The following is a 19,101-nucleotide window of genomic DNA, read 5'->3' on the forward strand; positions in this document are numbered from 1 at the left end:
GCGACACTCGGGCCACCGACCTGCCCACCACACGCCCCAGAAAACGAAACGGTCCGCCGACTCCGTCGACGGACCCTCACGCAAGATCGAGGCTAGACATCAACGAAGCCAGAGGATGAGCTCCGCATTAGGAGTTCGATCCACACCCGCCCCTGGGGCCGTCGTCGCCCGGTGTGATGGCCGGCCAGTAACGCCGGCGTATGCCACCGTCCGGCCGCGTTGATGTCAGCCGTGGATGTCAGGATGGGCGGGACTTGCGTGTCTGGCGGTGTCTGACCACATGACGCAGCAGGAGCGCAGCCCAGGCAACGAAGAACACCAGCCCTCCAAGGCGGACCCACAGCGGACTAGCGGTACTGGCGGCCGTCCACCCGGACCAGACGAGGCTCAGCACCATCCAACCGGGGCGTTCAACCAGGGATTGTTTCCGGTCCTGAGACATGCGCCGCTCCCTTCCCGTGCAGCGTGATCGTCGCGCAGAAGGCGGCATGTGAAGAGACCAGGCGTGAACTCAGGCTCGGAGCGGCGCCCACTTTCGCGGAAAGAAGCGCCCCATCTTTCGGCGTTCTTGAGTTATTTTCCGACGGCTCCCTGGGCCGCTCAGGGGTCGACCGGGTCCGGCGCATGCGTTCTCGGCGTTCTCTCAGGCCGAGACCGAGAGGTAACGCCGCCTCAGATGGTCGGGGTGTTGTCAACAATCGGCCTGTGAATCTCAACGACCGGCCTCCACCCCTCGGAGAACTCGATGAAGTCCGCACGGGTGGGGTAGGTGTCGATCGCGCGACGGTCACGCTTGGGGCTGTCGCTCCCCTTGCGCCCCCGGGGAATCTGCTCCTCGAAGATGTCGACCTTCACGTCGGGAACCTCCTTGAGGCCCTGGCGCCAGATCTGCACGATGTCGGCGCCGAACGCCTGCCGGGCCGCAGCGTAAAGGGCCGTGAGGGCCCCCTTGTCCCCACCAGGGACGAAAAGTGCCAGGTCCAGCACGACACCGGCGGACTGGAGGACCTCGATGGTCACCGAGCCGTTCTCGTCGGCCAAGTAGATTCCGGCTTCATTCTCGTCGTCGGGAAGGCAGGAGACCTCTTCCTGGAATACGGTTCTCGCCGTGATCGAGCCGCCCTCGAAAACCTCACCGGACTTGGTCAGAAAAGCAGGGACATAGCAGTCGGGAAGCTTGAGTTCTGCCGTGTCGGCGGAAACGAAGAGCCTGTCCTTCACGCCGAGCTTCGTCACCTCTTCCAGCGAGAGGCGGCGAGCGGCGATCTTCTCCGTGTTCACGATTTCCCTTTCAGGTTGCACTGTCCCTGCGAACAAGGACGCTACCACGAAACCCTGAGGTCAACTGCCCAGTAATCTTTGGGTAATTGGTCTCCGATGACCTGCACGGGAGGATACCGAAGCGAGTGCCACTCGGTCGGGAACACACATCCGCCAGGTAGTGTCCCTCGTCATGGTGTTGGGGATCAACTGGCGGTTGCATTTCGGTGCGTTGGGTAGCGCGGAGGAACTAAAAGAGAGTTTACGATAGATATCACCCATATCGCCTTCGGGGAGGTGGCGGCGAGGTAAGGCGAATCCGGCGACTGCTCGCCAGAATCGACGCGGACGCCCTGGACCGGGCGGTCGGAGCCTGGCTCGCGGACCGGCAGACCAGGGGACAAGGGCTGCGAGGGCTCGCGGTCGACGGGAAGTCGCTGCGGGGTGCGGCCCGCGCGAAGGGACGGAAGATCCACCTCCTGGCCGCCTGCGACCACGTGAACGCACTGGTCCTGGCCCAGATGGACGTCGGTGAGAAGACCAATGAGATCACCCGCTGCCGGCCTCTGCTCGACACCCTCGCGGATCTGGCCGGCACAGTCGTCACCAGCGACGCGATGCACACCCAGCATGACCACGCCGTCTACCTGCTCGACCGGCAGGCCCACTGCATCGTGATCGCCAAGCGCAACACGAAGAAGCTCCGTCGGCAGCTCAAGTCCCTTCCCTGGACGCAGATCCCACTGCAGGACAGGACCCGTGCGACCGGTCACGGCCGCCAGGAGATCCGCCGGCTGAAGGTGTGCACGGTCAACAACCTGTTCTTCTCCGGCGCCCGCCAGGCCGTCCAGATCGTCCGCCGCCGCGTCCACCGCAAGACCGGGAAGATCAGCCTCAAGACCGTCTACGCGGTCACCAGCCTCACCGCCGAGCAGGCCGGCCCGGCTCAGCTCGCCCGACTGATCCGAGGGGCACTGGACCGTCGAAGCCCTGCACCACGTCAGGGACGTCACTTACGCTCCTGATCAGAAACGGGAGGAGATCCGGGATGACGGTCGAGTACTTCACGTTGGTCTGCGACGAGGTGCCCCACGACCTGGTGCCCGTCCACCCCGGTGCCTGTCCATTCGACGTAGCCCAGGTCGTACGTCGGCTGACCGGACTGAGTCTGTGGCGCAGCAAGGTCCTGGTGGATCAAGCCCCTGTCGTGATCCTCGATCGCGTTCCAGAGGAGACCGCCGAGGGTGCGGTCGCGGCCCTCCGCAATGCGGGAGGACGGGCAGAGCTGAGGCAGCGGCCGGAACCACACTCCCCCGGTCCTGTCGCCTGACGGCCCGGTCGAGCAGCTCACGGCCCAGAGACGGCCCGAGCACAGCAACAAGCCCCCTGTCCGCGAGGAATCCGCAGGCAGGGGGCTTGATTGTTCCCGCTTACTTCTTCTTGCCCTGGTTCTGGCGGGCCTGTTCCTTTGACCAGGTCAGCAGGACACAAACTTCCGCTGACCTGCGATCGGGCGGTCATGGGTGGTCGTTGTTGACCGTTACTCGTCGCCCTCGGAGGGCCCAGAGAGGGCCCGGCGGTGTCGCCCCGGACCCTCACTCACGAAGAGGAGCAGCCTTCCACCCCGCTTGCGAGCACAGCCTTGCCTTCGCCCACCGGGAAACGTAAGAGGCCCCGGATCTCTCCGGGGCCTCTTGTCTGTGTGTACTCGTCAGGATTCGAACACTTCGAGGCGGAAGTCGAGGAGGAACAGGGCGAGAAAGTCGAGTCCATCATCGCCAAGGCCAAGACCGCCGGCTCCTGAGCCCGCCGGTCGGCGCCCCGAGGCACCCCACCCGGGACGCCGGACCGCGCAAGGGCTGGTCCTAGGTGCACCCCATGCTGAAGACTGCGGCGGTGTACAAGATTCTTTCCTGTGTTCTCCGCCGCTCCATGGCCTGTGCGGCAGTGCACTCCTTGCTGATTGCAGTGTTCGTCGTCCTCTTCACCACGGTCACCGAAGGCTCGCCGGACCGGCCTTTGAGGGACAGCATCGAGGTCGCCTTCATCCTCGTACTCATCCTGTTTCTCGGACTTCTGCTGCTCTACGGCCTGATAGGCATGTTCGGCCACGTCCCTGCGGTGCAGAAGCTCGGCTTCGAGCCCACTCCGGGCAATCTCTCGCCGTACCAGTCGAGAGCCGTCACGGTGCGCGGTGGCAGCGCGTACGCCATCGGCCGCGCGCGCAGGATTCTGCAGGAGACGGACGGGGTCCGCATCATCGAGCAGGAGCCGAACGGCACCCGCGTCAGGGCGGTCCGGAAGGCCCATGACGACGCTGGCTACGCGCAGCTCATAGAAATCACCGCGAACCCGTCCGAAGGGGCCTCGAACGTCGATGTCCGCAGTCGGCCCCGATTCCGCCTGGCGCCCTTCGACCGGGGCCAGAACCTGGTCAACGTCGAGAACATCGCGGCAGAGCTGGGGTCGCCGTAATACGGGCTAACTAACGTTAGGGTCCCCTGCCGCTATCGAGGGCTGCCGACCGGGCCCCGCGCTTGGCCGACGGCGTCCTGGACGCTTCAGCTCGAAGACTTCCCCTTTCTCTTTCTCAGCGAGCGGTACGCCAGATGGCATGCGCTCCCGATCAACACCCCAAGGGCCGCAGGCGCCCACGCCGGGAGTCCACGCCCAAAAAGGACCCCGATAATCGTCATGGATACAACGAAGCCAATGACCCCTATGTAGCTTTGGGGTTCGCTCTCTCCCGAGTTCGATCGGCCGTCCCTCTTCATATGGTCAGTCCTCCCCGGCAGCCGTGGTGGCGTCGAGGCCGCCCGGAGGAGCGGAGCGACGACGGGTGCTTGATGGCAGCAAGGAAAGTCTTATCCAGCTGGGGTGGTGCGCGCCACGTGCAAGATCGTCAAGACGGGCATACGAACGCCCCGCCTCGACTCGCGAGGCGGGGGACCGTAGCTCGCGCCTACTGCTCTGTGACAGCGACCGGCGCTTTGGCCCGGCTGACGCTCTGGGTAGACGCCATCTGATCCGTAGGCGGCGCGTGCACCCCGACTGCACGTCACGAGAGTCAGCATTTCAGGCCCCTGCCTCAGCCCCGTTCATGGCAGAGAGGTCCTCAGTTGACCGCCGGTGTGCGTGCCTGTTGATGTCACCCGCTGATGTCAGGGCCGTCGGCGCCACCCCGCAGGTGATCGTCCCATCCGGCAGGATCGGCGCATTTGGCGGCCGACGAGGTCCCGTTCGTCGGCATGGATCGAACGGGACCTCGTGGCTTCCCAGGTGTGGTTCAGCTCGCTACGCGGCTTGCGGCGTGGGCGTTGTCGTCCTTGGCCTGGGCACGGGTACCAGGAGCGACGCAGACCAGGTCACTGGCTGTCGCCTCACGCCACACGTACCCCGACTTGCAGGTGGGATTGGTGGCGCTGACTCGACGGCTTGCGGCGTGGGCGTTGTCGTCCCGTGCCTGGGCGCGGGTACCGGGGGTGACGCAGACCCGATCACCGGTCGTCGCCTCACGCCACACGTACCCCGACTTGCAGGTGTCCGCTTGTGGCGTTCTCGCGGCCGCGACCGTGGTGCCCGGAAGGAGGATGCCACCCGCGACTGCCGCCAGAACGGCAGCGGCAGCGGCAGCGGTGATCGTGCGCCGACGCTTGGGGATGCTCGCCATGGTTCCGCACTTCCTTTCCTGGACTGATGTTGTTCGAGCGCCGTCTGAGAATGCCCCTGACAACGATGGGGTTCTGACTGGGCTGGCATGTTCGGCACGGCCCTAGGTCTCGAACGACAACTCGCGCTTGTCTCATCCGGCAGGTGGCGGTCACTCGACCTGACCCATCACTCCGCATGCATACAGACCCCAAGACACGCGGACGTGGCGGAAAGTTCACCTTCCCCTCTCCTGCCGGGTTCCGCGTCTCATCGTGACACTGCATGCTCCCTTGCGCATTTTGAGTGACATGCCCGTGTGGAGCGCGGATCTTCTCAAGACTTGCCGGCGGGACGCGTTCGCGCCCTCTACACCACTTCTCAGGGGGCAACTCCCGCACCACTCGGAGTCTTGAGACGATCCGGATCACCTGCACCGATCTTGTGGCGCACTGGGATCCGTAGGCGGGTGCAGCACCAACACGAGCCGCTCCCATGCCGGGATCTGGACGCTCGCCTACCGACCACGGACGTGCCACTGCTCGCGGTTGTACGCCTGTGTTGATGTCAGCTACTGATGTCACGCGACATGCCCTGGAGCTGCGGTTCAGTCGCTCTCCGGGGTAAGGGGCCCGTTCGGTTCAAAGCGCAAGGCAACCTGCCTTCAGGCAGCCGAGCCCCCGGGTCAGCAACCGATCTCACCCGGTCAGGGGCGCCTACGCTGCCGGCTTGGGAGCCATGGTCGAGCGCTTCCGGCCCATGGTCGACGTGGGCGCCGGATGCGGCCTGGGGCAAGGGGAGATCCTCGGCCTGTCCGTCGATGACATCGACTTCGACAGCGCACGCTGCACGTAGTGCAGCAACTCAAGCTGAGCCTGAGCAAGGCCGTGTTCGCGCCCCCCAAGGGCGGCAAGCTCCGTGACGTACCGCTGCCCGATCCGGTGGCAGAGGCACTACAGGAGCACATGAAGCGATTCCCGCCGGTAGAGATCAAACTCCCGTGGATGCGAGCGAACGGCCAGCCGGTGACCCGGCGGCTCATCTTCGCAGGGCCCAACGGTGGGCACATCTGGCGGACCTCGCTGAACGAAGATCACTGGAAGCCCGCTCTCGCCAAGGCGGGCGTCATCCCGAAAGCCAAGAGCCGCGAGCACGCCGCCGCCCGCGAGCACGGCATGCACGCCCTACGGCACTTCTACGCGTCCGTCCTCCTGGACGCCGGGGAGAGCATCAAGGCCCTTGCCGAGTACCTCGGGCACTCCGACCCGGGGCTGACGCTGAAGGTGTACGCGCACCTCATGCCGAGCAGCCGGGAGCGGGCCCGGAAGGCTCTCGGGCGAGCGCTCCGGCCGCAGGGCCCGGGGGCCTGAGGGCCCAGAGAGGGCCCAAGCCGTGAAAATGCCCCTGAGTCGCGCCGCCTGCGCAGCTCAGGGGCATGATCACGAAAGCTACTTCTTCTTGCCCTGGTTCTTGACCGCCTCGATGGCGGCTGCCGCGGCGTCCGGGTCGAGGTACTTGCCGCCCGGGGTGACGGGGCGGAAGTCGGCGTCGAGTTCGTAGTAGAGGGGGATGCCGGTGGGGATGTTGAGGCCCGCGATGTCGGCGTCCGAGATCTGGTCGAGGTGCTTGACCAGGGCGCGCAGGCTGTTGCCGTGGGCGGCGACCAGGACCGTGCGGCCGGACAGGAGGTCGGGGACGACCGAGTCGAACCAGTACGGGAGCATGCGGACGACGACGTCCTTCAGGCACTCCGTCTGCGGGCGCAGCTCCGGCGGGAGGGCCGCGTAGCGCGGGTCGGAGAACTGGGAGTACTCGGCGTCGCGAGCCAGCGGCGGCGGCGGGGTGTCGTAGGAGCGGCGCCACAGCATGAACTGCTCCTCGCCGAACTCCTGAAGGGTCTGGGCCTTGTCCTTGCCCTGGAGAGCACCGTAGTGGCGCTCGTTCAGACGCCAGGAGCGGTGGACCGGGATCCAGTGGCGGTCGGCGGCCTCCAGCGCGAGCTGGGCCGTGCGGATCGCGCGCTTCTGGACGGAGGTGTGGACCACGTCGGGCAGCAGGCCGGCGTCCTTCAGCAGCTCACCGCCGCGGACTGCCTCCTTCTCGCCCTTCTCGTTGAGGTTGACGTCCACCCAGCCGGTGAACAGGTTCTTCGCGTTCCACTCGCTCTCGCCGTGGCGGAGCAGGATCAGCTTGTACGGTGCGTCGGCCATGCCTCAGAGCGTAATCCACGCATTCGGCCCCCTGCCCCGGCGCCCAGCAGGCGGACGGCGGGCGGACAGCGGGCGGTCGGCCGCCCCGCTGCGGTGGCCGACAGTTGACGGCTTCTGCTAATTGAGTAGTCCCGCACATCCCCCTCCTCGTAAGTTGTGCTCGCTACTTCAGCCGCTTACATCCCCGGGGGGTCGTCCATGTCCGTCGCCAGTCTCAGACGTGCCGCCCGGGAGACCGTCTCCGGGCTCCCCCGTGAGTTCTGGTGGCTGTGGACCAGCACCCTCGTCAACCGGCTGGGCGCCTTCGTCGCCACGTTCATGGCGCTGTACCTGACCCTCGGCCGCGGTTACTCCGCCTCGTACGCCGGTCTGGTCGCCGCGCTGCACGGGCTCGGCGGCGTCGTCTCCTCGCTCGCCGGGGGTGTGATGGCGGACCGGCTCGGACGGCGGCCGACCCTGCTCGTCGCCCAGGCCTCCACCGCCGTGTCCGTCGCGGCGCTCGGGTTCGTCCGGGATCCCCTCGCCATCGCCGCCGTCGCCTTCCTGGTCGGTATGGCCAGCAACGCCTCCCGGCCGGCCGTGCAGGCGATGATGGCCGACATCGTGCGCCCCGAGGACCGGGTCCGCGCCTTCTCCCTCAACTACTGGGCGATCAACCTCGGCTTCGCCGTCTCCTCCATGGCGGCCGGCTTCATCGCCGAGTACAGCTATCTCGCCGGCTTCCTGATCGAGGCCGCGATGACGCTGGCCTGCGCGATCGTCGTCTTCCTGAAGGTGCCCGAGTCCCGGCCGGGCCCGGACGCGCAGGTGAGCCACGAGGGCGGCGACGCCGTCCGGCTGTGGACCGTCCTGCGGGACGGGCGGTTCATGGGCGTCGTCGGGGCGTCCTTCCTGATCGCCGTCGTCTTCCAGCAGGGGGCGGTCGGGCTGCCGGTCGCCATGGGCCGGGCCGGGTTCACGCCCGCCGACTACGGCATGGCCATCGCCGTCAACGGGGTCCTGATCGTCGCCCTGCAGATCCCGGTCACCCGTTTCATCGAGCACCGGGACCCCGGGCGGCTGCTGATCGTCTCCGCCCTGCTCGCGGGGTACGGCTTCGGGCTCACGGCGTTCGCCGGATCGGTCGGCGTGTTCGCGCTCACGGTGTGCGTGTGGACCCTCGGCGAGATGATCAACGCGCCCACCCAGACCGGGCTGGTCGTCCGGCTCTCCCCGGTGCACGGGCGCGGGCGCTACCAGGGCGTCTACACCCTGTCCTGGTCGGTGGCCGCCCTGGTCGCGCCGCTGATGTCCGGTGCCGTCATCGACCGGCTCGGTGCCGAGTGGCTCTGGGGCATGTGCGCGGCCGTCGGCACGGCCGCCGCCCTCAGCTACTGGGTCCTGATGCGCCGCCTGCCGAAGGCCGAACCGACCACCGTGGAGTCCCGCACCGAGCCCCGTACCGAGGTCGGCACGGCGTGAGGCCGGCCGGCGCGGCCGTCGCCTAAGGGTGCATCCGCGCGCCCTTCAGCACCTTGTCCACCGCGTTGCGCGGGCCGTGGACAGCGAGGCCCACGAGGTCCAGCTCGCCGGTCGGCACGGCCCGTACCGCGGCCCGGTTGTCGCGGTCGTTGCCCGTGGTGAACAGGTCGGAGGTGAAGACGGCGCGCGGCAGGGACCGGGACAGGGCCCGCCCGTGCGCCGCGGTCAGCGTCTCCTTGGTCCCCTGGAAGACCAGCACCGGCTGGCGGAACATCGGCAGGTACGGCACCTCGTCGGCGTCCTCGTACGGCTCCCCGATGATCTCCGGGACCGTCGTGCCGAGGCCGCTGACCAGGAACGCGGTGACGTTCAGGCGCTGCCAGGTCTCCAGGTCCTCGCGCAGCAGGACGGCGATCTTGGTGTCGAAGCGGATGGGCTGCTCGTCGTTCATGGGACGAGACTCCCGAACGCGGTACCGCGCCGTCTTGTACGTTCTTTGCATGGCCCCGCAGCGGAACGTCTCCGCCTGGCGCCCGCGTGTCCCGGGCGTCGTGGAGGTGTTCCACGCGCACTTCACCGAGTACGCCTATCCGATGCACGTGCACGAGGCGTGGACGCTGCTGATCGTGGACGCCGGCGCCGTTCGGTACGACCTGGACCGGCACGAGCACGGCACCCCGCACGACACCGTGTCCCTGCTGCCACCGCACGTCCCGCACAACGGCTCGCCCGTCGGCCCGGGCGGCTTCCGCAAGCGGGTGCTGTACCTGGACGCCACCCACCTCGGCGACGAGCTCATCGGGGCGGCCGTGGACGGGCCGGACCTGCGCGATCCGGTACTGCGCCGGAGGGTCGGGCAGGTGCACACCGCGCTCGCCCTGCCCGGTGACGAGCTGGAGGCGGAGAGCCGGCTGGCGCTCGTCGGCGAACGGCTGCGCGCCCATCTGCGGCCACGGCTCGACGTCGGGGCCCCGCGCCGCGACCCCGCCCTCGCCCGCCGGCTGCGCGAACTGCTCGACGAGCGGGTGCCGCAGGGCGTCACGCTCGACGAGGCCTCGGCTCTCGTGCAGGCCCATCCCACCCACCTGGTACGGGCGTTCAGCGGCGCGTACGGCATCGCTCCGCACCAGTACCTGATGTCCCGCCGGGTGGACCGCGCCCGCAGGCTGCTGCTGGCGGGGCTGAAACCGGCCGAGGTGGCCGCCGAGACCGGCTTCTACGACCAGGCCCATCTCACCCGGCACTTCAGGAAGCTCGTGGGGGTGACTCCGGGGCGGTACGGCCGCGGGACCTCGCACGGCAGGAACGGGAAGTGACCTGATCCCGCAGCCGCGGCGAGGGCGGAATCAGTCGGCCGGACGCTGGGTCAGGTGCGCGAACGCCTCGAGGTTGCGGGTCGATTCGCCGCGCGAGACGCGCCAGGCGTACTCGCGGCGGATCGCCGAGGCGAAGCCGAGCTCCAGGAGGGTGTTGAAGCTGCCGTCGGCCGCCTCCAGGACCTGGCCGAGCAGCCGGTCGACCTCGTCGGCGGTCACGGCGGCCAGCGGCAACCGGCCGGTGAGGTAGATGTCACCGAGCTGGTCGACGGCGTAACTCACGCCGTACAGCTTGAGGTTGCGCTCCAGCAGCCAGCGGTGGACGGCGGGTTCGTTCTCGTCGGGGTGACGGATGACGAAGGCGTTCAGGGACAACGAGTGCCGGCCGACGATCATCGACAGGGTGGTCGACAGCTTGCGGATGCCGGGGAGCTTCACGACGTAGTTGCCGGACCGCGGGCTCTCCCAGTCCAGTTCGGCGCCCTTGAGGACGTCCTCGACGACCCGCGTCGCGCGCTGCTGCTCCGCCTCACCCGTGGCGCTACCCATGGGGCGAGCGTACGCGACGCCGGTGGGCCTGCAACGCGGCCGTGTACACGTCCGCCGTGGCCGCCGCCGACGCGTCCCAGCCGAAGGACCGTGCGTGCCGGGCGGCGGCGGCGCCCATCCGGTCGGCGAGGTGGGGGTTGTCCGCGAAGCGGCGCAGCAGGTGCGCGTAGTCGGCCGGGTCGTGGCCCTGGACCAGGAATCCGGTCTCACCCTCCCGTACGGCCACCGGCAGCCCGCCGACCGAGGCGGCAAGGACCGGGGTGCCGGTCGCCTGCGCCTCTATCGCGACCAGGCCGAAGGACTCGCTGTAGGAGGGCATGACCAGGACGGACGCGGCCCGGAACCAGTCGGCGAGCCGGTCCTGCCCGACCGGCGGGCAGAACCGTACGACGTCGGCGATGCCGAGCCGGGCGGCCAGCTTCTGCAGGCCCTCCGGCTTGGCGAGGCCGCTGCCGCTCGGGCCGCCGACGACGGGGACGACGATGCGGGAGCGCAGTTCGGGCCGCTGGTCGAGGAGGACGCCCACGGCCCGCAGCAGCACGTCGGGGGCCTTGAGCGGCTGTATACGGCCGGCGAACAGCGGGATCAGGGCGTCCTGCGGCAGGCCGAGGCGGGCGCGGGCGGCGGCGCGGCCGTCGCCGGGGCGGAAGCGGGTGAGGTTCACGCCGGGGTGCACGACGGCGACCTTGGCGGGATCGGCACTGTAGTGCCGTACGAGTTCGGCGGCCTCCTCGTCGGTGTTGGCGATCAGCCGGTCGGCGGCGGCGACGATCTGGGTCTCGCCGATGACGCGGGCGGCGGGCTCGGGGGTGTCGCCCTCGGCCAGGCTGGCGTTCTTGACCTTGGCCATGGTGTGCATGGCGTGCACCAGGGGGACGCCCCAGCGCTGCGCGGCGAGCCAGCCGACGTGGCCGGAGAGCCAGTAGTGGGAGTGGACGAGGTCGTAGTGGCCGGGGCGGTGGCCGGCCCAGGCCTGCATCACGCCGTGCGTGAAGGCGCACAGCTGGGCGGGCAGGTCCTCCTTGGCCAGGCCTTCGTAGGGGCCGGCGTCGACGTGCCGGACGAGGACGCCCGGGGCGAGTTCGACGGCGGGCGGCAGGTCCCCCGCGGTGGCGCGGGTGAAGACCTCGACCTCGACGCCCTGGGCGGCCAGACGCTGGGCGAGTTCCACGATGTAGACGTTCATGCCGCCGGCGTCGCCCGTGCCGGGCTGGTGGAGCGGTGAGGTGTGCACGGAGAGCATGGCGACGCGCCGGGGCCGGCGGTGCAGTCGCAGCCGCGGGGGTGCCGTCGGGGAACGACGCCCGAGCCTGCTGACGTACTGGCTCACGTGGCGTTCCTCCTCGTTTCGGGCATGCCGGACGGGGGCGCCGAGCGCCCTCCAAGACCCAACGCCGGAGCACCTGACTCCATTTCCGCTACCGGTTCCTTTGCCCAATCATTACCGGCCCTCGCTCAACCGTTCGACCCCGGGGCGCGTGACGCATGCGCGCCGAGCGCCCGGAAGTGCCCCGGGTGCCACCCGGTCACGGCATGACACACCCACGCGCGACCAGCACTGCGGGTACCGCAGATCCAGGACGTGACGCACCCGCGTGCGCCGCGCGGCCCGACCGCCTGAACGGCGCGGCCCGCGTGCCGCATGGCTCGACGCGCCTGTCGCATGGCCACGGCGGCCGGTGCCGCCCGGTGGGCCGACAGGTTCGGCTGGACGCGCAGGACCGGCGTGCCGCGTCCAGGTCACGGTGGGAGCCGGCGTGGTGGCGGGGCTCCTGCGCGGTACGTCCGTGCGGTCGGGGCCGGCGGGCGCCATACCCTCGTACGCATGACATCCCGCGCAGCGACCCTCCCCCACACTCGGCTTCGCTCGAGCGGGGGGACCCCCGTCGTGGGAACGGTGACGCGCGGGACGACCAACCCCAACCGGCTCCGCCGCATGGACCGCTGGATCGCGGCCGTGCACGGCGCCGAGTTGCGCCGGGCCGCCGATCCGGTGGCCGTCGACCTCGGCTACGGCGCCGCCCCCTGGACGGCGGTCGAACTGCTGCACCGGCTGCGCACCGCCGCTCCACGCGCGCGCGTGGTGGGCGTCGAGATCGAACCGGCCCGGGTCGCGGCCGCGAAGCCGTACGAACGCGACGGGCTCGTCTTCCGGCACGGCGGCTTCGAGGTCCCCGTCCCGCAGCGTCCGCACCTCATCCGCGCGGCGAACGTGCTGCGGCAGTACGACGAGGAAGAGGTCGCCGCCGTCTGGGAGCGGCTGCGCACGCGGCTCGCCCCGGCCGACGGGCACTCGCGCGGAGGCCTGCTGGTCGAGGGCACCTGCGACGAGATCGGCCGCCGGCACGTGTGGGTCGCGCTCGGCCCGGAGGGCCCCCGCACGGTGACCTTCGCCACCCGCCTCGGCTCCCTGGACCACCCGTCCGACCTGGCCGAACGCCTTCCGAAGGCGCTCATCCACCGCAACGTCCGCGGCGAGCCGGTGCACGCCTTCCTGCGCGACTTCGACCGCGCCTGGGCGAGCGCCGCGCCGTACGCCTCCTACGGCGCGCGCCAGCGCTGGATCCGCACGGTGCGCGACCTGGCGGCCGACTGGCCGGTGACGGACGGTCCGACGCGCTGGCGACAGGGCGAAGTGACGGTCGCCTGGCGGGCGTTGGCGCCGCGCGACTGACCGGCGACCGCCCGGCAACGGCCCGCGCGACCGACCCGCGACCACCCCACGACGGCCCACGCAACCGACCAGCGGCGGCCCACGACGGCCCACGCAACCGACCCGCGACCACCCCACGACGGCCCGCGCGACCGACCGGCGGCGGCCCACGCATCCGCCGTGACCTGCGGGGAACGATCTTTGCGGGTCGTTCGTCACACAGGCGGGAGATCGCCGGGAGATCGCCACACCTCTGTCGCTTTGCGCCGAGTCGTGGCACGATCGCCCGAGCGTCCACATGTTACTGACGGTTAATCAGCCGGGGGGCCGAGTATGGGACGGCGCAGGCACACCGTGCTCGCGGCGGCCGTGACCGTGGTCTGCGCGGTCACGCTGCTGGGAGCGCCGGGCACCGCGTTCGCACGCGCACTGCCGGACCCGGCCCCGTCCGCCTCCCCCGCTCCCTCGCCCTCCCCCTCCGTCACGCTCGCGCCGGACAAGGACCTCCAGGCCGTCCGCGCCAAGCTGGAGGAGCTGTACCACGACGCGGCCGTCGCCACCGACGCGTACAACCTGGCCAAGGAGAAGGCGGAGAAGCAGTCCGCCGAGATCACCGACCTGAACCGGAAGATCGCCGACGAGCAGCGGAAACTGGACGGCCTGAAGGACCGCGCCGGCGCCGCGGCCCGCGCCCAGTACCGCACGGGCGGTCTGCCGCCCGAGGTCCAGCTGATGCTGGGCAACGACCCGCAGGACTTCTTCGACGGCGCCGGCCGGGTGCTCCAGGGCCAGCGGGCGACCAAGGGCCTGATCGAGGAAACGACGCGAACCCAGCAGGACTTGAAGCTGTACGCGGACGACGCCGCCGACCGCTGGCAGAAGCTGGAGGCGGGCCGCAAGGCCAAGGCCGCGGCGAAGAAGCGGATCAAGGAGCGGATCAAGGAGGCCGAGCAACTCGAGGCCACGCTGGAGAAACGGCAGCGCGAGCGCCTCGCCGAGCTGGAGCGGCAGGCCGCCGACCAGGCGCAGTCGACCTGGCTGGGCACCGGCATCCTCGACGAGCTCAACGGCAAGGCGTCCGCGGCGGGCAAAAAGGCGGTCGAGTTCGCCACGGCCCAGCTCGGCAAGCCGTACGAGTGGGGCGCCGAGGGTCCCCGGACGTACGACTGCTCGGGACTCACCTCCCAGGCCTGGTGGGCGGCCGGGAACCCCGTCCCGCGCACCTCGCAGCAGCAGTGGAGGCAGCTGAAGCGCGTGGACATCAAGGACATGCGGCCCGGCGACCTGATCATCTACTTCGGCGACGCCAGCCATGTCGGGATGTACGTCGGCGACGGCACGATCGTCCACGCCCCGCGGCCAGGACGCACGGTGACGCTCGCCGGGGCGGGCTCGATGCCGATCCTGGGCGTCGTACGGCCCGACGCGGACTGAGACTCCACCCCCCGGCCGGCCCCCGGTGACCCCGGCCACGTGACCGACCGCACCCCCGGCCGCCGCCAAACCCACGGGAGACGTGACCTTCGTCATTCCGTCCCCGGCGGCGTCGTGTCCAACTCCGGTAGGGATCGCGGCATATGACAGCGGCGAAAGCCGGAGCGACGCGCCTCACACCATTCCCCCACGGCGCCGACTACCGCTAATGTCCCCGTCGGCGGCGCGAGGTCCCTCGTACCCGCCATGCCCTCGGGGGGAGGGAAGGAACCCAGGACAATGCCCGTGCCCGTACCGCGGCAGAGGACAGTCCCGGCCGCGGAGTGCGACCAGACGCAGACCGCGTCCCACGGCGACGGCACCTCCGCAGCACAGGCCCCGCGTAAGGAAGCAACGGTCGAGAAGGACAACCGCGCCGGCACCCAGGCCAACAACACCCAGCTCACGCTGCTGCTGATCGAGGACGACCCGGTCGGCTCGCCGATGGTGCCCGAACTGCTCGACTCGTCCGGCAAGCCGATCCGCGTGCGCAGGGCCCGCAACCTCACCGAGGCCGAGCGGCTGCTCACCGACGACGTCCACTGCATCCTGCTGGACCTCGCGCTGACCGCCCCCGGCCGGTCCTCGGGCGACGACGAGCTGGCCGTGCTCAGGCACGTGCTCGAACTCGCGCCCCGGCACGCCGTCCTCGCGCTCACCTCCTCCGGTGACGCCGAGCGCGCCGCCCAGGCGGTGCGGGTCGGCGCCCAGGACTACCTGTTCCGCGACGAGCTGGACGGGCGGCTGCTCAGCCGGGCGATCCGCTACGCGGTGGAGCGCAAGCGCTCCGACACGGCCGAGCGCAGGCTCGCCGAGGGCAGGCTGCGCGCGCAGGAGAACCGGCGCCTGGAGCGTGGCCTGCTGCCGACCCCCCTGCTGGACGGGTCGACGCTGCGCTTCGCCTCCCGCTACCGCCCCGGCCGCTCGCGCGCGCTGCTCGGCGGCGACTTCTACGACGCCGTCCGCACCCCCGACGGCACCGTGCACGCCATGATCGGCGATGTCTCCGGACACGGCCCCGACGAAGCGGCGCTGGGCGTGGAGCTGCGAATCGCCTGGCGGGCACTGACCCTGGCCGGGCTGTGCGGGGACGAGCTGCTGGGCACGCTCCAGCAGGTGCTGGAGCACGAGCGCTCCGACGACGAGATCTTCGCGACGCTGTGCGCGGTGGACATAGCGCCCGACGGGCGCCGCGCGGGACTGTGCCTGGCCGGCCACCCGTCACCGCTGGTGATCACTCCCGGCAAGCCCGCCCGGCTGCTGCCGTACGAGAACAACGGCCCCGCCCTCGGCCTGCTGCCCGGCGCCCGCTGGCCCCGGATGCAGGTGGAGCTGGGCGCCGAGTGGAGCCTGATGCTCTACACCGACGGCCTGATCGAGGGCCGGGTCGGGCAGGACGGTGAGCGGCTGGGCCAGGACGGCATGGTCGAGGTGGTCCGCCGCCGGCTCGACCAGGGTCTGCGCGGGGAGGGACTGCTGCGAGCGACGGTGAACGAGGTGCGCGGACTCAACGGCGGCGAGCTCACCGACGACGTGGCGGTGGTCCTGCTGGACCGGGAGCCGTAGGCAACCGGTCCAGGGGGGCCGGCCGGCGGTTCACCGACCGCCGTTGTAGGGCCCGTACGGGCCGTCGCTGCTGCTGCCGCGGCGGCGCCCCCACCCGTTCCCGCCGGAGACCTGCTTGAGCGCGGGCCGTACGTCGACGATGTAGACGATGCTCGCGATGACGCCGATGATCGGCAGGAACGAGAAGATCGAGAACAGGTAGCTCACCGCGAGCGCGATGCCCAGAATGATCAGCCAGAAGATCTTGTTCTGCTTGTCGGCCGCGCGGAAGGCGTCCTCGCGCCGGAACGCGGCGTCGAACAGCCCGAACGCGGCCAAGCCCATCAGAACGATCTTCAGAATCCCCAGGAGCCCCTGGAAGCCCAGCATCAGCATGTTGCCCACCGCCCGTTCTCTCCCGATTCCTACGCGGTCACCGTACCCGTAGAACGGGCCGGACACCCCAAGGGTGCCCGGCCCCGCTGCCCATCGCCCATACGGGTGAGGCGCTCCGGCGTGTCGCCGCCTGCCCGACGGACCGCATCGCCGCCTGCCCGACGGACCGCATCGCCGCCTGCCCGACGGACCGCATCGCCGCCTGCCCGACGGGCCGCATCGCCGCCTGCCCGACGGGCCGGATCGCCGCCTACTTGGCGGGCGGGGTGGTCTTCTTCGCCGTGGGCGGGGCCTTGCGCTCGGCCGGACCCTTCTTCGCCTGGTTCTTCTTGGCCGTGATCGGCGTGGCCCCGGTCTCGGCGGACTCCTCCTTGACCACGACCGGCTGCGCCTTCGGCTCGGGCTGGGGCTCGACGGCGACGGCGAGCTCCTCGACCCCTCCGGCGATGTCCTCGATGCCCTCGGCCGCCTGGCCGCGCCAGGCCTTCACGGCCTGCTCACCGTGCTCGGCGACCTTCTCGTAGGTCTCGCGGGCCTTGACGGCGTACTCGGCGGCGACGCCGACGCCGCGCAGGGCGAGGTCCTGGGCGCTCTCGCCGAGCTTCTTCAGATCGGCGTCGAGGTTGGTGCTGAGCTTCTTCAGGTCGGTGTCGAGGTAGTTCAGGAAGTCGGTGACCTTGGTCTGGAGGTTCTCCTGCGTCTCCTTGACCCGGACACCGGCCTCCTTGGCGCGGGCGGTGGCCCGCTCCTGGACGGCCTTCGGGTCGGTGTTGCGCACCGCGTCGATACGGGCCGGGGCCTCGGCGCGCAGCTGGTCCACCAGGGCGGGCACCTTCTTGGCCTGCTGGAGGGCCAGGTCCGCGGTGCCCGCGGCGAAGTAGAGCGGCGTGGGGTCGCTGAGGGTCTTGCGCAGGTCGTCGGTGATGGCCATGGTGAGGGTTCTCCCGGATCGCTTGTGGCTGAGGGTTCTGGGTTTCCGCGGTGGTCGGGCCGGGCGCCCGGCCCGTACGAGCCGTGACCGTGGGATCGCTGGGATCAGTCGGCCGCCTCCCGCGGATCGGCGTCACTGCCGCCGGACGTACGGATACGGCGCCGCCCGGCGGGGGCGGGCCGGCCGCCGGCCGCCTCGGCGGCGGGGCGGCCGGGTATGGAGCCGCCGTCGGCGCCGGCGCCGTCGCCCGCCGCGCGGGTGCCGTGGGCGGTGGTGCCACCGGTGTCGCCGGTGCCGCCGTCCTGGACCGCCCGCTCACCGGAACCGTCCGTCTCGGCGGTCCCGAACCCGTTCTCCTTGCGGAAGGACTCGTAGATCTGGAGCAGCACCTGCTTCTGCCGCTCGTTCAGCGACGGGTCGGAGAGGATGACGGCGCGCGTCTCCACGTCGTCCCGGTCCCGCTCGGCGTCGAGGATCCCGGCCCGCACGTACAGCGTCTCGGCGGAGATCCGCAGCGCCTTGGCGACCTGCTGGAGCACCTCCGCGCTCGGCTTGCGCAGCCCGCGCTCGATCTGGCTCAGGTACGGATTGGACACCCCGGCGGCGTCGGCGAGCTGCCGCAGCGACAACTGCGCGTTGCGCCGCTGCTCGCGCAGGTACTCACCGAGATTGCCGACGTTGAGCGATGCCATGCCTCCACCTTGCACCACCCTTGCTAACAATTGCAAGCAACCTGCTTGCAAGAGTGTGTCCCGGTGGTCGGGAACGAGGTTGCCGGGTGCGACGGAACCGTGTGCGAAGGGCCCGGCGTCCCTCCCTGACACAAGATCACGGCTGCCGACGGAGACCCGGGACATGACAGGCACTGCCCCTCGATACCTCTATCTCGCCCGGCACGGTGAAGCGTCGGCGGACGAGACGACCCTGACGCAGAGCGGCCGGCGCCAAGCCTCCCTGCTCGGTGAACGGCTCCGGAGCACCCCGCTGTCGGCGATCCACCACGGGCCGCTGCCCCGGGCGCGGCAGACGGCCCGGCTGATCAGTGCACAGCTCGGCGACGTCCCGATGCATCAGTCGGAGCCGGCCGGCGACTACGTCCCCCATCTGCCGGCGAAGGAGGAACTGCCGCCGGATGCGGCCGACGCCATGCTCGGCTTCCTCGCCCAGGTCCCGGAGGAGGAGCGCGAGCGCGGTCCGGCGCTGGCCCGGGAAGCACTCGCGGAATTCACGGGTCCGGTCGACGGCGATCGCCCCCGCCATGAGCTCGTCGTCACGCACAGCTTCCTCATCGGCTGGCTGGTCCGAGCCGCCCTCGACGCGCCCGAGTGGCGCTGGATGGGCCTCAACCACGGCAACGCGGCGCTGACGGTCATCCGCTACGCACCCGGCAGACCGTCCTCCGTACTCGTCCACAACGACATGCGGCACCTGCCCGCCGAACTGCGCTGGACCGGCTTCCCGCCCGAACTCCGCATCTGAGACCGGCCACCGGGCTCACCGGGGCGGGTGACGGCAGGGCCCGGGCCCTGCCTTGGGGCCTCTCGTTTGGATCGTGCCGGGCTCGCGGGCCCTGGCACCGCTCCCCCGAGCTCTTCGAGCAGGGGGTACCCCCCAGCCGCGTTGTCGTCGGTCGGCAGGGCTCCGCCCTGCCGCCCTCCT

At 70.3% G+C, this 19,101-nt stretch carries 18 protein-coding genes and 1 pseudogene; 10 read left to right on the top strand and 9 right to left on the bottom strand.

The annotated features are described in order from the left end of the window. Positions 1–672: 672 nt before the first annotated feature. Positions 673–1,281: a hypothetical protein gene (locus tag ACIQMV_RS35305; protein WP_402597221.1), complete on the bottom strand. Its 609-nt coding sequence runs from the start codon at positions 1,279–1,281 to the stop codon at positions 673–675. A gap of 332 nt (positions 1,282–1,613) precedes the next feature. Here ACIQMV_RS35305 and ACIQMV_RS35310 point away from each other — a divergent pair, with 332 nt between their 5' ends. The 3 genes from ACIQMV_RS35310 (at position 1,614) to ACIQMV_RS35320 (ending at position 3,735) form a co-directional block, all read left to right on the top strand. Next, on the top strand, positions 1,614–2,285 hold the full coding sequence (locus ACIQMV_RS35310; RefSeq protein WP_402597262.1) for an ISAs1 family transposase: 672 nt from the start codon (positions 1,614–1,616) through the stop codon (positions 2,283–2,285). A gap of 23 nt (positions 2,286–2,308) precedes the next feature. Further along, positions 2,309–2,590 (top strand): ribosomal protein L7/L12, encoded by a 282-nt coding sequence (locus tag ACIQMV_RS35315; RefSeq protein WP_402597222.1) that lies wholly within the window; start codon positions 2,309–2,311, stop codon positions 2,588–2,590. 548 nt (positions 2,591–3,138) lie between these two features. Then, positions 3,139–3,735, top strand: a complete 597-nt coding sequence (locus ACIQMV_RS35320) for a hypothetical protein (protein ID WP_402597223.1) — start codon at positions 3,139–3,141, stop codon at positions 3,733–3,735. Positions 3,736–4,546: 811 nt separating this feature from the next. Here the strand turns inward: ACIQMV_RS35320 and ACIQMV_RS35325 are convergent. Continuing rightward, positions 4,547–4,930, bottom strand: a complete 384-nt coding sequence (locus ACIQMV_RS35325) for a hypothetical protein (RefSeq protein WP_402597224.1) — start codon at positions 4,928–4,930, stop codon at positions 4,547–4,549. Between the two features lie 713 nt (positions 4,931–5,643). Here ACIQMV_RS35325 and ACIQMV_RS35330 point away from each other — a divergent pair. After that, a pseudogene (locus ACIQMV_RS35330) lies at positions 5,644–6,278 on the top strand (tyrosine-type recombinase/integrase); the annotation flags it as partial. 78 nt (positions 6,279–6,356) lie between these two features. Here ACIQMV_RS35330 and ACIQMV_RS35335 read toward each other — a convergent pair. Beyond that, the gene (locus ACIQMV_RS35335; RefSeq protein WP_402597225.1) at positions 6,357–7,118 is read right to left on the bottom strand and encodes a phosphoglyceromutase; all 762 of its coding nucleotides are present in this window, start codon (positions 7,116–7,118) and stop codon (positions 6,357–6,359) included. Positions 7,119–7,316: 198 nt separating this feature from the next. On the opposite strand from ACIQMV_RS35335, the gene ACIQMV_RS35340 reads away from it, so the two are divergent. Then, positions 7,317–8,579, top strand: a complete 1,263-nt coding sequence (locus tag ACIQMV_RS35340) for an MDR family MFS transporter (protein ID WP_401781692.1) — start codon at positions 7,317–7,319, stop codon at positions 8,577–8,579. Positions 8,580–8,601: 22 nt separating this feature from the next. Here ACIQMV_RS35340 and ACIQMV_RS35345 read toward each other — a convergent pair whose 3' ends face one another. After that, positions 8,602–9,081 (bottom strand): DUF2000 family protein, encoded by a 480-nt coding sequence (locus ACIQMV_RS35345; RefSeq protein WP_374113887.1) that lies wholly within the window; start codon positions 9,079–9,081, stop codon positions 8,602–8,604. On the opposite strand from ACIQMV_RS35345, the gene ACIQMV_RS35350 reads away from it, so the two are divergent. After that, the gene (locus ACIQMV_RS35350; RefSeq protein WP_402597226.1) at positions 9,080–9,895 is read left to right on the top strand and encodes a helix-turn-helix domain-containing protein; all 816 of its coding nucleotides are present in this window, start codon (positions 9,080–9,082) and stop codon (positions 9,893–9,895) included. The two genes, ACIQMV_RS35345 and ACIQMV_RS35350, sit on opposite strands and share 2 nt — an antisense overlap. Before the next feature lie 30 nt (positions 9,896–9,925). Here ACIQMV_RS35350 and ACIQMV_RS35355 read toward each other — a convergent pair whose 3' ends face one another. Next, positions 9,926–10,444 carry a YbjN domain-containing protein gene (locus ACIQMV_RS35355; RefSeq protein WP_402597227.1) on the bottom strand — a complete coding sequence of 173 codons (519 nt, stop codon included), beginning with the start codon at positions 10,442–10,444 and terminating at the stop codon, positions 9,926–9,928. After that, on the bottom strand, positions 10,437–11,774 hold the full coding sequence (gene mshA, locus ACIQMV_RS35360) for a D-inositol-3-phosphate glycosyltransferase (protein WP_141360077.1): 1,338 nt from the start codon (positions 11,772–11,774) through the stop codon (positions 10,437–10,439). The genes ACIQMV_RS35355 and mshA overlap by 8 nt, the downstream gene beginning before the upstream one ends. A 558-nt stretch (positions 11,775–12,332) precedes the next feature. On the opposite strand from mshA, the gene ACIQMV_RS35365 reads away from it, so the two are divergent. The 3 genes from ACIQMV_RS35365 (at position 12,333) to ACIQMV_RS35375 (ending at position 16,136) form a co-directional block, all read left to right on the top strand. Further along, on the top strand, positions 12,333–13,118 hold the full coding sequence (locus ACIQMV_RS35365; protein WP_402597228.1) for a class I SAM-dependent methyltransferase: 786 nt from the start codon (positions 12,333–12,335) through the stop codon (positions 13,116–13,118). A 312-nt stretch (positions 13,119–13,430) separates the two neighbouring features. Continuing rightward, positions 13,431–14,531 (top strand): NlpC/P60 family protein, encoded by a 1,101-nt coding sequence (locus tag ACIQMV_RS35370; RefSeq protein ID WP_402597229.1) that lies wholly within the window; start codon positions 13,431–13,433, stop codon positions 14,529–14,531. A 279-nt stretch (positions 14,532–14,810) separates the two neighbouring features. Further along, on the top strand, positions 14,811–16,136 hold the full coding sequence (locus tag ACIQMV_RS35375) for a PP2C family protein-serine/threonine phosphatase (RefSeq protein WP_401781699.1): 1,326 nt from the start codon (positions 14,811–14,813) through the stop codon (positions 16,134–16,136). Positions 16,137–16,166: 30 nt separating this feature from the next. On the opposite strand, the gene ACIQMV_RS35380 is transcribed toward ACIQMV_RS35375, so the two are convergent. The 3 genes from ACIQMV_RS35380 to ACIQMV_RS35390 all read right to left on the bottom strand — a co-directional run bounded on the left by ACIQMV_RS35380 (position 16,167) and on the right by ACIQMV_RS35390 (position 18,134). Next, the gene (locus ACIQMV_RS35380; protein ID WP_172633215.1) at positions 16,167–16,511 is read right to left on the bottom strand and encodes a DUF2516 family protein; all 345 of its coding nucleotides are present in this window, start codon (positions 16,509–16,511) and stop codon (positions 16,167–16,169) included. Between the two features lie 250 nt (positions 16,512–16,761). After that, positions 16,762–17,442, bottom strand: coding sequence for a hypothetical protein (locus ACIQMV_RS35385; RefSeq protein ID WP_402597230.1), 681 nt, complete (start codon positions 17,440–17,442; stop codon positions 16,762–16,764). 104 nt (positions 17,443–17,546) lie between these two features. After that, a complete protein-coding gene (locus ACIQMV_RS35390; RefSeq protein WP_402597231.1) occupies positions 17,547–18,134 on the bottom strand; it encodes a helix-turn-helix domain-containing protein in 588 nt (195 codons plus the stop codon). Between the two features lie 163 nt (positions 18,135–18,297). On the opposite strand from ACIQMV_RS35390, the gene ACIQMV_RS35395 reads away from it, so the two are divergent. After that, a complete protein-coding gene (locus ACIQMV_RS35395) occupies positions 18,298–18,921 on the top strand; it encodes a histidine phosphatase family protein (RefSeq protein ID WP_402597232.1) in 624 nt (207 codons plus the stop codon). The last annotated feature ends 180 nt before the right edge of the window (positions 18,922–19,101 follow it).

The organism is Streptomyces sp. NPDC091412 (assembly GCF_044756885.1).
Lineage (GTDB): Bacteria > Actinomycetota > Actinomycetes > Streptomycetales > Streptomycetaceae > Streptomyces.

Coding starts and splice junctions, on each gene's coding strand:
- ACIQMV_RS35315 (WP_402597222.1), top strand. CDS start 2,309: ATGACGGTCGAGTACTTCACGTTGGTCTGCGACGAGGTGCCCCACGAC.
- ACIQMV_RS35320 (WP_402597223.1), top strand. CDS start 3,139: ATGCTGAAGACTGCGGCGGTGTACAAGATTCTTTCCTGTGTTCTCCGC.
- ACIQMV_RS35325 (WP_402597224.1), bottom strand. CDS start 4,930: ATGGCGAGCATCCCCAAGCGTCGGCGCACGATCACCGCTGCCGCTGCC.
- ACIQMV_RS35335 (WP_402597225.1), bottom strand. CDS start 7,118: ATGGCCGACGCACCGTACAAGCTGATCCTGCTCCGCCACGGCGAGAGC.
- ACIQMV_RS35340 (WP_401781692.1), top strand. CDS start 7,317: ATGTCCGTCGCCAGTCTCAGACGTGCCGCCCGGGAGACCGTCTCCGGG.
- ACIQMV_RS35350 (WP_402597226.1), top strand. CDS start 9,080: ATGGCCCCGCAGCGGAACGTCTCCGCCTGGCGCCCGCGTGTCCCGGGC.
- ACIQMV_RS35345 (WP_374113887.1), bottom strand. CDS start 9,081: ATGCAAAGAACGTACAAGACGGCGCGGTACCGCGTTCGGGAGTCTCGT.
- ACIQMV_RS35355 (WP_402597227.1), bottom strand. CDS start 10,444: ATGGGTAGCGCCACGGGTGAGGCGGAGCAGCAGCGCGCGACGCGGGTC.
- ACIQMV_RS35370 (WP_402597229.1), top strand. CDS start 13,431: ATGGGACGGCGCAGGCACACCGTGCTCGCGGCGGCCGTGACCGTGGTC.
- ACIQMV_RS35375 (WP_401781699.1), top strand. CDS start 14,811: ATGCCCGTGCCCGTACCGCGGCAGAGGACAGTCCCGGCCGCGGAGTGC.
- ACIQMV_RS35380 (WP_172633215.1), bottom strand. CDS start 16,511: ATGCTGATGCTGGGCTTCCAGGGGCTCCTGGGGATTCTGAAGATCGTT.
- ACIQMV_RS35385 (WP_402597230.1), bottom strand. CDS start 17,442: ATGGCCATCACCGACGACCTGCGCAAGACCCTCAGCGACCCCACGCCG.
- ACIQMV_RS35390 (WP_402597231.1), bottom strand. CDS start 18,134: ATGGCATCGCTCAACGTCGGCAATCTCGGTGAGTACCTGCGCGAGCAG.
- ACIQMV_RS35395 (WP_402597232.1), top strand. CDS start 18,298: ATGACAGGCACTGCCCCTCGATACCTCTATCTCGCCCGGCACGGTGAA.